We start from the raw sequence: 14,542 nt of genomic DNA, 5'->3' as shown, positions 1-14,542 counted from the left end.
TATGTTATAATTTTATCACTAAAATCATTCCATTACAATATCTTTTTTCATGGATAATGATATTCGCTTTCTCTTTTCATCGATATCAATTACTGTAACTTCTACTACATCCCCTAACTTAACTACATCTAATGGATGCTTTACAAATCTATCACTTAGTTGACTCTTATGAACAAGCCCATCTTGATGTACTCCAATATCTACAAATGCTCCAAAGTCTGACACGTTTCTAACTGTTCCTAGCAGTTTCATACCTTTTTTAAGTTGAGATAATTCCATAACTCCAGTCTTAAATATCGGCTTTGGAAGCTCCTCTCTTGGATCTCTTCCTGGCTTTTTAAGTTCTTTAATTATATCCAGTAGTGTAGGCTCTCCTAACCCCAGTGTCTCTGATAAGCTCTTAATGCCAAAGTTCTTTACCTTTTCATCTATATCTTGTATGTTATTCTTCTTTAAATCTTCTTTAGTATACTCTAATATTTCCATGAGTTTTTTACAAGCATCGTAGCTTTCTGGGTGAACAGAAGTTCCATCTAAAAGCTCTTTACTGTCATCAACTCTTAAGAATCCAGCACATTGCTCATAAGCTTTAGCTCCAAGTCTCTTCACCTTTAAAAGTTCTTTTCTAGATTTAAATCTACCACTTTCATCCCTATAAGCCACTATGTTTTGTGCAATAGTGGAATTAATTCCTGAAATATACGATAGTAAAGATGGAGTTGCAGTATTTAAATCTACACCTACATTATTAACACAATCTTCAACAATATTCTTTAAGGATTCATCTAACTTCTTCACAGTAACATCATGTTGATACTGCCCTACTCCTATAGATTTCGGATCTATCTTTACAAGTTCTGCAAGGGGGTCTTGAAGTCTTCTTCCTATAGATATAGCTCCTCTAACTGTTACATCTAGGTCTGGGTATTCCTTTGTAGCAAGCTCTGATGCTGAGTAAACTGAAGCTCCAGCTTCTGATACTATAACATAGAATATATCCTTTCCAGTTTCCTTCTTGATAGTGCCTATAATCTCACTTAACACCTCTTCTGATTCTCTACAAGCAGTACCATTTCCAAGAGATATTACATCTACATTATGCTTAATCATCATTTTTTTAAGTATCTCTTTAGCTTCTTTAACCTTAACTTCACTAGCTGCTGTAGCGTGAACTGTTACATACTCTAAGAACTTCCCTGTATCATCAAGAACTGCAACCTTACATCCTGTTCTAAAGCCTGGGTCATAACCCATTACAACTTTACCCTTTATAGGTGGCGACATAAGTAAAGCCTTAAGATTTTCTTTAAATATATTAATTGCTCCATCTTCACCTTTTTCAGTTAATATATTACGTATCTCCCTTTCAATAGATGGATATATTAATCTCTTTAATGAATCCTCTGTGCTTTTCTCAATATACACATTGCATTTATCATTATTTGTTATCATAGCTCTATTGATATATCCTTTTATTCTCTCTATATCACAATTAAGTTTTACAGATAAAATTTTCTCATCTTCGCCTCTATTTATAGCAAGTATTCTATGTGGCGGTATAAATTTAATCATCTCTTTATACTCGTAATACATTTCGTACTGAGTTCTCTCTTCACTACTTCCTTTAGTTTCTACAAACCCATTATTAGTTACATAATCTCTTATCCACTTTCTAAATTTAGCATTATCGCTTATTTTTTCACTTATAATATCCATAGCTCCTTGAATAGATTCATCTACAGTATTAACACCTTTTTCTTCATTTATAAATTCAAGAGCATAGTCCTCTAATGACTTATCTCCTCCTCCAGCTAAAATATATTCACTCAGTGGTACTAACCCCTTTTCAGTAGCAATTATAGCTCTAGTTCTCTTTTTAGGCTTAAACGGTCTATATATATCCTCAACCTCTGTTAAAGTCTCTGCTCTATCTAATGAACCTTTTATTTCCTCTGTAAGATTACCTTGCTCATCTATTATCCTAATAACATCAACTTTTCTGCTTTGAAGATTTCTTAAGTATGTAAGTCTTTCTGCAAAATTTCTTAAGATTATATCATCAAGTCCTCCGGTTTTTTCTTTTCTATATCTAGCTATAAAAGGGACTGTATTCCCCTCATCTAATAATTCTATAACATCCTCTACTTGGGACTTATTTATAGGGAATTCTTTAAGTAGTTTTTCATTTATAATTGTCATTATTTCTTCCTCCTAGCTTGGTAACTATCATATCTTTTAATTTTAACACAACATTTATATTTTTATCATAACTTAGAAAAATTTTTCATATTTATAGTACTAAAGTAATATGTTAGGTGATGCCATGAGGAAATTTTTAATATCTTATTTCTTAACTATATCACTACTATTATCTTCCATGGGTTATAGTAATTATATGTTAATTAACAATTTTGATACTAGTGAAGTAAAAGGCACTATCAAATATTTATCCTCTGATGAATTTGAAGGAAGATTAAGCGGAAGTTTAGAAAATGCTATTGCAGCATCTTTTATAAAGGATAAATTTGAGAGTGCTGGCATAGAAGCATTCATGGATAATTACTACCAAAGTTTTGATGTTAACTATCCTAATGCATTATCAGATGAACCGATGATTGCAATTCTAGACGGTGATAGAAAGGTTCATAAAATCTTAGAATACGGAGTTAATTATAAAGAGGATTTGCTTAATTTTAGAAATACTGAAATAGAATTTGATAAATCTCACGTTATAAATCAAGATGATGACGCACTCTATGTGAAAAATCATACAGGAAGTGTAATATTTTATACTACAAATGAGAATAACCTAGCCTTCAGAAGTTCCTTTGTAGAAAGCAGTAATCAAGATTTATATATTGTTGTTACAAATGAAACTCTTCAAAATATAAAGAACTACTTAAACGATGGATTTTCTATATATACTTATATTCCTATATCTATAGATCATACAACTATTAATAATGTAGTAGGTGTATTAAAAGGTAAAGATTCTACCTTACCTCCATTAGTACTCGGTGCTCATTTTGACCATGTAGGTACTGATTTAAATAATACTATATATAGTGGCGCTCTAGATAACAGTTCAGGAACTTCATTTCTTATAGCTCTCACTAAGTATATAAAAACTTTGGGAACCCCTGATAGAGATATTATATTTGTGGCTTTCAATGCTGAAGAATTTGGACTACTTGGTTCTCAAGCGTTTGTGGACCAGTATCAGGCCGTTTTGAAAGATAGTAGAGTTTATAACTTTGATATGATAGGAAGTTTTGATGGAATTCCTCTATGTATAATGGGTGGTAAGTTAGATACAGCTAAAACTCCTTTAATAGAAGAATTAACAACAGTTTTTCAAAACAAAAAAATTTACTTTAACTATCTCTTTGAAGATGCTAGCGATCATAGTCCTTTTAGAAATGCAGATATAGAAGCTGTAACTCTATGTGACAATGATACTTCTAGAATTCATACTCCTAATGATAAGGTTGACTATATTAGTGAGACTGCTATTGATAGATGTTTTAGCATTATGAAAACTCAAATTTTAAATGATAGCTACTCTAGTAATATTTTATATAACAACTTAGAGATAATACTTATATTTTCTTGTATCAGCTCATTAGTACTTATACTTATCTATAGTGGAATAAAAAAATAAAAGAGTAGTAGTTGCTACTCTTTTATCTTTTTCAGATATTCATTTATAAACATATCTATGTTTCCGTCCATAACTGAACCTACATTAGCAGTTTCGGCACCAGTTCTATGGTCCTTAACTAAATTATATGGGTGAAACACATAGGATCTAATTTGACTACCCCAGGCATTGTCCTTTATCTCTCCTGTTATATCTTCGATTCTGTCCTTATGTTCACGAATCTTCACGGCTACTAGCTTTGCCTTTAGCATCTTCATAGCATAATCTTTGTTTGTGTGCTGGCTTCTTTCATTTTGACACTGAACTACTATATTAGTAGGAATATGGGTTATTCTTACTGCAGAATCTGTTGTATTAACATGTTGTCCTCCAGCTCCCCCAGACCTATAAGTGTCAATCTTTAAGTCTTCTGGCCTAATATCTATATCCTGGTTTTCTGTGAGTTCTGGTAAAACTTCACATCCTGCAAAAGAAGTTTGTCTTTTACCACTAGAATTGTAAGGTGAAATTCTAACAAGTCTATGAACACCCTTTTCAGCTTTTAAGTATCCATATGCAAACTCTCCTATAACCTTAATCGTAACCGCTTTTATTCCAGCTTCATCATCTGATACATAGTTTAAAATCTCAATCTTAAATCCATGATCTTCACACCATCTAGAATACATCCTATATAGCATATTAGTCCAATCCTGAGCATCATTTCCTCCTGCTCCAGTATGTAAATCTAATATGGCATTATTCCTATCATATTCTCCACTTAATAAGGTTTCAACATTAAGATTTTCTATATCACCTTCAATAGATTTCAGTTCACTTTTAATGTCTTTGTAAGAGGAGGAATCCTCCTCCTCTAAACTCATCTCTATTAATATTTGAACCTCTTCAACTCTAAGCTCTAATTTATGAAAGTTGTCTAGTTTATCTTTTAAAGACTTTGATGTCTGTGTAGCTTCCTGAGCCTTATTTATATCACTCCAAAAATCTGGTTCTTGCATCTTAAACTCTAATTCAGATGCTTTACTTTCTATAGATGCTATGTCAAAGAGACACCTTTAACTCTTGTAATTTTTCACTTAAAACGCAAACTTGATTTAAGCACTCCTCTAATTGTAATATCACTTCTATTCGCCTCTTCCACAACAATTCTTGTATTTATGTCCTGATCCACATGGACAAGTATCATTCCTATTTGGTTTTACTTTTTTCTTTACTGGATCTTTCTTTAAGGATTTATCCTCATTAGTTGAAGTTATTTCTGCAACTCTTTCTCTCTCTGGAGCCTTTTCTACTCTTACATGGAATAGATACTTAACTGTTTCATCTTTAATGTTCTCTATCATCTCAGCAAACATGTCACTACCTTCCATTTGATAAGCTTGAGCCGGATCTTGTTGCTTATATGCTCTAAGCCCAATACCTTGCTTTAAGTGATCCATATTATCAATATGCTCCATCCACTTAGCATCAACTATTTTAAGTAGGATAACTCTTTCAATTTCTCTCATTTGTTCTTCACCAAAGTCAACTTCTTTTTCAGCATATAATTCTTTTGCTCTATTAAGTAGTAACTCTATAATCTCAGCATCAGATAACTTTGAAAGCTTCTCTACTGTTACTTCAGCCTTTGGTAGATAAACTTCTTCCATGTATTTTATTAATTTGTTTAACTCATCATCAAAAGTATCTTCAACACCACTTATATGATTCTTAACAGAAGTTGTAATAACAGCTTCAATCATTCCTTGAATTTGATCTTTAATATCTGCACCCATAAGCACTTCTTGTCTTTGCTTATAGATTATTTCCCTTTGCTTATTCATTACATCATCGTATTTAACTACATTCTTTCTAACGTCAAAGTTATTTCCTTCAACCTTTCTTTGAGCACCTTCTATAGCTCCACTAACCATCTTGCTTTCAATTGCATCTTCTTCTTCAAGACCTAGCTTATCTATCATTCCACCAAGTCTCTCCGATCCAAATATTCTCATTAGGTCATCTTCAAGTGATATATAGAATCTTGAAGCACCTGGATCGCCTTGACGACCTGCACGACCTCTTAATTGGTTATCTATACGTCTTGATTCATGTCTTTCAGTTCCTAATATCTTTAAGCCTCCAACTTCTACTACGCCCTCACCTAGCTTAATATCAGTACCTCTACCAGCCATGTTAGTAGCAATAGTTACAGCGCCCTTTTGTCCTGCTAAAGCTACAATCTCGGCTTCTCTCTCGTGATATTTAGCATTTAGTACTTGGTGTGGAACCCCTTTTTTCTTAAGCATTGAAGAAATCATCTCAGATTTATCTATACTTACTGTACCAACAAGTACTGGTTGACCAATTTTATGAGTCTCTACAATCTCATCTACTAAGCACTTATATTTGCCCTTAACAGTTTTATATACAACATCTGGAAAATCTTGTCTAACTATTGGCATATGAGTAGGTATTACCACTACATCAATACCATAAATTTCTCTAAACTCAGCCTCTTCTGTTTCAGCAGTACCAGTCATTCCTGCAAGTTTACCATACATTCTAAAATAGTTTTGGAATGTTATAGTAGCCAATGTCTTAGATTCTTTTTCAACTTTAACCCCTTCTTTAGCTTCAATTGCTTGATGTAATCCATCACTATATCTTCTGCCTTCCATAAGTCTTCCTGTAAAGTCATCAACAATAACTACTTCTCCCTCTTTAACTATATAATCTTTTTCATTCTTCATTATATGGTTTGCTTTTAAAGCCTGAACTATGTGATGTTGAGCATCCATATTTTCAGGATCTGCATAATTCTCTAAGTGGAAGTATTTCTCTGCTCTTGCTATACCATCATCTGTAAGTATAACTGAGTTTCTCTTTTCGTCTATTAGATAATCATTCTCCACTAATCCCTTAACAAAGAAATCCGCAATTCTATAAAAATCAGTAGACTTATCTCCTTGACCTGAAATAATAAGTGGAGTTCTCGCTTCGTCTATAAGGATTGAGTCAACCTCATCCACTATAACGTAATTAAGACTTCTTTGAACCTTTTCTTCTTTATAAACCACCATGTTATCTCTTAGGTAATCAAACCCAAATTCATTATTTGTACCATAAGTAATGTCACAATTGTACATTTGTTGTTTTTCCACTTGATTTTGGCCATGAATTATAACTCCTACTGTAAGTCCTAAAAATTCATGAACTCTTCCCATTTCATCTCTATCTCTTTTTGCTAGATAATCATTTACAGTGATAATGTGTACGCCATTACCAGTTAATGCATTTAAATATGATGGAAGGGTAGCAACTAAAGTTTTTCCTTCTCCAGTTCTCATCTCTGAAATTCTACCTTGATGAAGAACAATCCCACCAATAATTTGAACATCATAATGTCTAAGTCCAAGAACTCTTTTTGATGCTTCCCTAACTACAGCAAAAGCTTCTGGAAGAATACCATCTAAAGTTTCACCTTTTTTTAGTCTTTCTTTAAACTCTTCTGTCTTACCTCTTAATTCATCATCGTTTAACTTCTCTATATCACTCTCAAGTTCATTTACTTTTTTTACTATTGGAATTATTCGCTTAATTTCTCTTTCACTATAGGTTCCAAATATCTTATTAAATAATTTCATTTAAAATCATCCTCACTCTTCCTCATTAATGTTTATTAATTTGGTTCTTCACGTTAAATACTAACTAAGATTATATCAGTTATTTATTCTTACTTCAACTTTATACTTAATGTTTTACCTAAAATAAGTAAATTTTTTCCTTTATTTATATGGTATTAATATATATTTAATAATTTAAAAAACTCTATAGCTTTATGCTACAGAGTTTTAACTATAATTTAATAATTATTAAGATTTAAAAATCTTGTTCGATAAGGCCATAGTTTCCATCTTTTCTCTTATAAACTACGTTAACCTCATCAGTATCACCATTCATAAACACGAAGAAGTCATGACTTAAAAGTTCCATCTGTAATACTGCTTCTTCTTCATTCATAGGTTTTATAGCAAATCTTTTAGTCTTTACAATTTTAGGTTCATCATTTTTATCATAATCATCATATTGCTGTATATTGCTAATTTTTAGTGAGTTATCATAATTTCTTTTTTCAAGTTTAGTTTTTTGCTTCCTTATTTGGCTCTCTAACTTATCTATTACGGAGTCTATTGAAGTATACATATCATTATTCTTTACTTCAGCTCTTAACAAAGCAGTGTTAAATGGAATAATTACCTCTATTTTGTGTATATTTTTCTCTACACTCAATGTAGCTGTAGCCTTAATATCACCCATAAAATATTTATCAATTCTTGATAATTTTTTTTCTACGGCAGTTCTTAGTCCTTCAGTAACCTCAATATTTTTTCCAATAACTCTAACTTTCATAACTCTAGCCCCCCTCATATTAAATAGATATTAAGTTTCTATTTAACTGCTTTTATATTTTGTAATTATATTTTAGTATTAACTTCACTTTTTTGCAAAGATGTTTTTACTCAATATTCTGAAAAATACTTTATTTACCCCAACATTATCTTCTCATTACTTGCTTAGACTACTTATATCACCTATATGTAGTGCGTGAAAATTCTTATAATATATGATATAATTAAATCACATGTGCTAGATGTTTAATCAAAAAAAATAACACCTTGAAAAACAAGATGTTACCTTCTGTCGTTTGACCTGGTCTTTGACCCCACACTCGCCTACTGGACATTTCGCTACCCAGAATTACCCTCTCACTACTAAGCCTCTCGCCTTTAAGCGGTAGGACTCACCTCTAAGCCGCACCATGATCATTAAACATTTTATTTAACTTACGTGGATCGTTTCGCCTGCGACTGGCATCGACTTTCAACCACAAACCCGACTCTTATATTATACTCTACTTTTTGCAACTGTCAATATAAAAACTTCTTTTACTTTAGCTTCTTTAAGTGCCATCGCTGCATAAAACCCAGTTGCACCCGAAGTAATAACATCATCAATTAAAAGTATACGCTTGCCTTCTATTGATTTATTACTCTTAACTTTAAATGAACCCCGTACATTGTCCCATCTCTTTTTATTATCAAGACCAATTTGGTCTTTACTTTCTATTGACTTATCTATTAGACATTCATAAGGTATGCTACAACTTTTACTTATAAACTCACATAATACCTCACATTGATTAAATCCTCTTTTCCTTAAAGACTCCTTACTACTTGGTATAAATGTTAACATATCTATTTCTTTATTGAATTCATTCAAAACAAACTCACTCATATACCTTGATAAAATTTCCCCTGCCGAAAAATCCTTATCATACTTAAATGCTAATATTAGCTTCTTAAGCCCATAAGAATAAAATCCAAGAGAATAACAGTAAATATGTTCATTTCCCTTTTCTATTTTATATCTTAAATTAATTATATTTATATTTATTTTACAAGTTTCACAAATGTAATCCACATCTTCATATTCGCCACAAATTAGACACTTGTCATTGGTTCCATAAATAATAGCTAATACACTATTTATTATATATCCTATAGCTTCAGAAAACCTTCTTCCCATGCCCGTTTGTTTAACTCCCTTAAAACTTCTCTACATTTATCAATATGATTTGTCTCATTGTTACAAACAAAAATCACTTCTTCTCTCTCTGCAATGGACAGTCTATTTACCTTACTTGAAATATAAACTAAATCCTTATAGTTAAAATTACTATGATCCGCAAAAAATACTATTACATTTAGAGGATGAATCCCTCTAAAATTTTCATTAAAATCATCCGTAACTAATATTCCACCTTCTGATAATATAAATCTAGATACATCTTTTCTATTTATTTTATTAAGCTTCTCTTTAAAAATATTCTTTGTAAGTTTTTCTTTTATATGATGAAGATATTCGTATACTTTATCTACTTTTTCATCATCAGGAACATATATTATTACTTTCTTATTTGTATTTATTGACCATTTTAAGTATTCATATACTCCCATAGGTATTTCTTCTTCTATATTCATTCTTGTGGTTATAATCCTTGGTTCTACTATTGGAACTTGCCTATCCTTTTGTAAATTGTAGAAAGTTAGCTCTTTATCGAAAACTTTCTCCATAGAATAACTAATCATAGTTCCATAATTATTACAATTATAATTCATAACCCTTACTATAGATTCCTTACTATACCTGGGTCTAGAATTCACTTCATCGTATATTACAATATCAAACTTTTCTTCTATATAAAGTGCAATGTTATGACTACATATATTTATTTTATCATGAATAACATTATACCTTTTATCATCTATATAGTTAACTAAATTACTACTTATAACTCCAAGTACGTCCAAAGATTCCCTATCTTCGTTTATGATATATAATATTTTTTTACCCTCACTAAGTGACCATTTAAATGCCTTATTAAAGATTGAAGTTTTATTATTCAAAGATGAAATAACGTTAATTTTTTCAATCTTTCTAACTACACTATCAAGTATTTTATCTTCTATAGGTTTATTTGATTTTTTCCCTACCGCCCTATTTTTTTTTAGGAATAACATACAACACCTCCTACCCTACATATGAATTATCTCTCTTATTCTCCACTTTAAACCTGAGTATCTTTCAAAACTTCTATTATTATCCTTCATAAATTCAACAGCTCTAGAATTTCCTACTAATACTACTAATTTTTTAGCTCTAGTTATACCCGTATAAAGCAGATTCCTATTCATTAGTAGGGGTGGTCCCATGAACATAGGCATAATTACCACCGGAAACTCACTTCCTTGACTCTTATGGATTGTAACAGCATATGCAAGAGTTATTTCATCTAGTTCATTTTCTTCATATTCTACTATTTTATCATCTTCAAAACATATAATAACCTTGTCATCTTCTTCATTAATCTCTGTTATATATCCAACATCCCCATTGAAAACACCCTTACCTTCTTCATTTGTATTTTTCCGTATCCACTTCAGTGTATAGTTATTTTTAATCTGCATAACCTTATCACCTGTTCTAAACACCATATCTCTTAATTCTTTTTCTTCTTTGTCCTTACTCTTGGGATTTAAAACTTGTTGCAACTTAACATTCAAATTATCTATTCCCATATTTCCTTTTCTCATTGGAGATAATATTTGTATATCTCTAACACTATCCCATCCACTATTAAATTTCGGAAGTCTAGTCTTTACCAATCCTATTATTTTCTCAAGCATAATATCACTATCAGTAGCTTTTTCAAGATAAAAATCACTATTCTTTGTATTTAAAAGTGGCATCTTTCCTTCATTTATTAAATGGGCATTTTGAACTATCATACTTTCCTGACCTTGTCTAAAAATTTCATTTAGCCTTACAACCTTCACAGCATCACTTTCTATTATATCTCTAAGCACATTTCCCGGCCCTACAGATGGTAATTGATCAACATCTCCTACTATAATAAGTCTAGTTCCAATCTCCATGGCTTTTAGTAACGCATTCATAAGACTTATATCTATCATAGATGCTTCATCAACTATAAGTACATCACACTCTATTGAAGAGGTTTCGTTTTCTATTTCATCCACTTCTTCATCCCGATAACTTCCTATTTCTAGTAATCTATGTATAGTTTTAGCTTCCCGTCCCGTCGCCTCAGCCATTCTCTTGGCAGCTCGCCCTGTAGGCGCAGCCATATACACTTTTAATCCTAGATTTTCAAACAATCTTACAATACAATTTATAATAGTAGTCTTTCCAGTTCCAGGACCTCCAGTTATAACTTCAATTCCATTTAAAAAGGAACCTTCAATAGCTTCTTTTTGTAAAGTTGCCAATTTAATATTTGTATCTTTTTCAAAGTTTTTAACTTCTTTATCTATGTTTAAATCTAACTTATCATATTTAGTAGTAGCAAGTTCTATAATTTTCTTAGTTACAGACATCTCTAAATAAAGATAGGACATATTATATACTGCATTTATATTATCTACTACCTCTACCTTAATCTTTCCATCTATTATTAATTCATAGATTCCCTCGTCTATTTTTTCTCCTTTTACCCCTAATAGACTTATAGCTTTATCTACAAGTTTATCCATAGGTATAAATGTATTTCCAATAGCACAAAATTCATTGATTAAATAGTTTATTCCACTTTTAATTCTAAATAGAGAATCTAACTCTATCCCAAGACTCTTTGCTATGGAATCGGCAGTTTTAAACCCTATACCAGTTATGTATTCTGTTAATATATACGGATTATCTTTAACAATGTTTATGCAATTGGCTCCAAATTTTTTGTAAATTTTCATAGACATGTTTACAGTTATTCCATAACCTTGAAAGAACATGATTATATCTTTAGTAACTCGATGTTCTAAATAAGATTTCATAATTGTATTTATTCGCTTTTTACCTATACCCGGTATTTCCTCAAGTCTTTCGATATTATTGTCTAATACCCTTATAGTATCATCACCAAAAAATTCTACTATTTTCTTTGCTGTAACCTTCCCTATACCCTCAATAACACCACTAGCTAAATATTTTTCAATACCTTTAGTTGTTGTTGGAATTATTTCAGTGATAGTTTCTATCTTAAGCTGCTTTCCAAACTTAGGATGAACTGTCCACTCACCTTGAATTGTATACTCCTGAGCTTCATTAATATATGGTATTACCCCTACAGCTGTTATTATCTCTTTATCACCTTTAATTTTGCATATTGTATAGCCATTATCTTCATTTCTGAATACTACGGTGTCAACTACACCTTCAATAGTCATCATAAAATCTCTCCCAACACCTCTTATTCTACACTCTTAAATACTATTATATCAAAATAAATACTCCAAAATGTAAATTCTAATGTAATAATATTTATAGTATCATGATATAATTACAACTTAAAGATAGTTACATTTTTATACCCTAAATAAATATAAATAATTAATTATTTCTTATCTTTTTACTATCTTTTATCTGTATAATATAAGATTTAATATTACTAACAAAAGAGTCCACACTAATAATCTAATTATTATTAGTGTGGACTCTTTTTATAAATATATATAATTAAAACTTAATTATATATATTTTTTTATTTCATCTACCATATTTAATTCTTCCCATGGTAGGTTTAAGTCATTTCTTCCAAAATGACCATATGCAGCTGTTTGTTTATATATAGGTCTTCTTAAATCTAATTCTCTTATAATTGCTGATGGTCTTAAATCAAACACTTTGCCAACTATCTCAACAATCTTATCTTCTGAAACTTTTCCAGTTCCAAAGGTTTCAACTTCTATAGATACTGGCTGAGCAACTCCTATAGCATAAGCAAGTTGTATTTCTAACTTATCTGCGATACCCGCCGCTACTAAATTTTTAGCAACCCATCTTGATGCATATGCTGCTGATCTATCAACCTTTGTTGGATCTTTTCCTGAGAATGCTCCACCACCGTGTCTACCATATCCACCATAAGTATCAACTATAATCTTTCTACCTGTAAGACCTGCATCTCCTTGTGGTCCTCCAATTACAAATCTTCCAGTAGGATTTATGTAATACTTTGTATTTTCATCTAATAATTCACTAGGAACTACAACTCCTATAACATGTTCTTTTAAATCCTTTTCGATTTGCTCTCTTGTAACATCTGGACTATGCTGTGTTGATATTACAATAGTATCAATTCTAACTGGTTTATTATCTTCATACTCTACAGTTACTTGAGTTTTTCCATCTGGTCTTAAGTAATTTAAAGTTTCATTCTTTCTTACTTCTGTTAGTCTTCTTGATAATTTATGTGCCATAGCAATTGGAAGTGGCATATATTCTTCTGTCTCATTAGTTGCGAATCCGAACATCATACCTTGGTCTCCAGCACCAATAGCTTCATCATTGTTCATGTTACCTGACTTACTCTCTAATGCTTCATCAACTCCCATAGCAATATCTACTGATTGCTCATGTACAGAAGTTAATACTGAGCATGTATTGGCATCAAATCCATACTTAGCTCTTGTATATCCTATATCTGTTACTGTATCTCTAACAACCTTTTGGAAGTCTACATAGCAGTTTGTGCTTATTTCCCCCATTACAAGCACCATTCCAGTTGTAGTTGCTGTTTCACAAGCAACTCTTGCACTTGGATCTTTTTCTAATATAGCATCTAGTATTGCATCCGATATCTGATCACACATTTTATCTGGATGTCCTTCTGTTACTGATTCTGATGTAAATAATCTTTTCATTGGAAACTCCTCCTTAAAATCTATTTGATATAATTTGTTATAAAAAAATAAAACCCCTTCTTACAGACAAGAAGAGGTTAGTCAAACAATGCACTAAACTTTCTTATCTTGCAGAATTACTGCAGGAATTGGCACCATTGCGATTTTACGCCGGTTGCCGGGTTTCATAGGGCCTAATCCCTCCACCTCTCTTGATAAGAGAACTATTTATTATTAACTTACGGATTTATAATATCATAGCATTTTCTCACTGTCAACACAGTATAGTTTGTCACAATATTAAGAATTTAATTACATTTTTAAATTATTCTATAAAACTTTTATAATTTATTCTTAAAATTAATAAGACACTAAGATTACTCTTAATGTCTTATTTTTGGTGGAGGAGGACGGATTCGAACCATCGAAACGAAACGTAACAGATTTACAGTCTGCCCCCTTTGGCCACTCGGGAACTCCTCCATATGGAGCTGGCAATAGGAATCGAACCTACAACCTGCTGATTACAAATCAGCTGCTCTACCGTTGAGCCATGCCAGCATATTATATTTAAAAACTAAAGTTTAAGTGGTGGTCGCAACAGGGATCGAACCTGTGACCCTCTGCTTGTAAGGCAGATGCT

At 31.6% G+C, this 14,542-nt stretch carries 9 protein-coding genes, 2 tRNA genes and 1 riboswitch; of the genes, 1 reads left to right on the top strand and 10 read right to left on the bottom strand.

All coding sequences use genetic code 11. The features are described 5' to 3' along the window. Nucleotides 1-24: 24 nt before the first annotated feature. Nucleotides 25-2,199: a Tex family protein gene (locus tag RSD37_RS13380; RefSeq protein ID WP_346947246.1), complete on the bottom strand. Its 2,175-nt coding sequence runs from the start codon at nucleotides 2,197-2,199 to the stop codon at nucleotides 25-27. Between the two features lie 124 nt (nucleotides 2,200-2,323). Here RSD37_RS13380 and RSD37_RS13375 point away from each other — a divergent pair, with 124 nt between their 5' ends. Then, entirely contained in the window at nucleotides 2,324-3,661 is a 1,338-nt protein-coding gene (locus RSD37_RS13375) for a M28 family metallopeptidase (protein ID WP_346947245.1), read from the top strand. Nucleotides 3,662-3,675: 14 nt separating this feature from the next. Here the strand turns inward: RSD37_RS13375 and prfB are convergent. From prfB to RSD37_RS13330, 9 genes are all read right to left on the bottom strand, one after another. Beyond that, nucleotides 3,676-4,783, bottom strand: a protein-coding gene (gene prfB / locus RSD37_RS13370) for a peptide chain release factor 2 (protein ID WP_346947244.1) whose coding sequence is annotated in 2 segments (ribosomal slippage) — nucleotides 3,676-4,704 and nucleotides 4,706-4,783 — 1,107 coding nt in all. Because the reading frame shifts where the segments join, the coding sequence is not laid out codon by codon here. Nucleotides 4,784-4,785: 2 nt separating this feature from the next. After that, nucleotides 4,786-7,287, bottom strand: coding sequence for a preprotein translocase subunit SecA (secA, locus tag RSD37_RS13365; RefSeq protein ID WP_346947243.1), 2,502 nt, complete (start codon nucleotides 7,285-7,287; stop codon nucleotides 4,786-4,788). 235 nt (nucleotides 7,288-7,522) lie between these two features. Beyond that, complete coding sequence (raiA, locus tag RSD37_RS13360) at nucleotides 7,523-8,053, bottom strand: ribosome-associated translation inhibitor RaiA (RefSeq protein ID WP_346947242.1); 531 nt, start codon at nucleotides 8,051-8,053, stop codon at nucleotides 7,523-7,525. 495 nt (nucleotides 8,054-8,548) lie between these two features. After that, the gene (locus RSD37_RS13355) at nucleotides 8,549-9,229 is read right to left on the bottom strand and encodes a ComF family protein (RefSeq protein ID WP_346947241.1); all 681 of its coding nucleotides are present in this window, start codon (nucleotides 9,227-9,229) and stop codon (nucleotides 8,549-8,551) included. Further along, nucleotides 9,202-10,224: a hypothetical protein gene (locus tag RSD37_RS13350; RefSeq protein ID WP_346947240.1), complete on the bottom strand. Its 1,023-nt coding sequence runs from the start codon at nucleotides 10,222-10,224 to the stop codon at nucleotides 9,202-9,204. Before RSD37_RS13350 ends, RSD37_RS13355 begins: the two co-directional genes overlap by 28 nt. A gap of 15 nt (nucleotides 10,225-10,239) precedes the next feature. Then, nucleotides 10,240-12,447 carry an ATP-dependent RecD-like DNA helicase gene (locus RSD37_RS13345; protein WP_346947239.1) on the bottom strand — a complete coding sequence of 736 codons (2,208 nt, stop codon included), beginning with the start codon at nucleotides 12,445-12,447 and terminating at the stop codon, nucleotides 10,240-10,242. Between the two features lie 297 nt (nucleotides 12,448-12,744). Beyond that, nucleotides 12,745-13,920 (bottom strand): methionine adenosyltransferase, encoded by a 1,176-nt coding sequence (gene metK, locus RSD37_RS13340; RefSeq protein ID WP_346947238.1) that lies wholly within the window; start codon nucleotides 13,918-13,920, stop codon nucleotides 12,745-12,747. A 100-nt stretch (nucleotides 13,921-14,020) separates the two neighbouring features. Beyond that, nucleotides 14,021-14,121: riboswitch (SAM riboswitch) on the bottom strand. Nucleotides 14,122-14,297: 176 nt separating this feature from the next. Further along, nucleotides 14,298-14,382, bottom strand: a tRNA-Tyr gene (locus RSD37_RS13335). Nucleotides 14,383-14,385: 3 nt separating this feature from the next. Further along, nucleotides 14,386-14,460, bottom strand: a tRNA-Thr gene (locus RSD37_RS13330). Nucleotides 14,461-14,542 lie beyond the last annotated feature (82 nt).

The organism is Clostridium sp. (assembly GCF_036646415.1).
Classification (GTDB): domain Bacteria; phylum Bacillota; class Clostridia; order Clostridiales; family Clostridiaceae; genus Clostridium_J.
The sequence above is the reverse complement of the archived record's forward strand: the minus strand, read 5'-3'. Positions and strand labels throughout refer to the sequence as shown.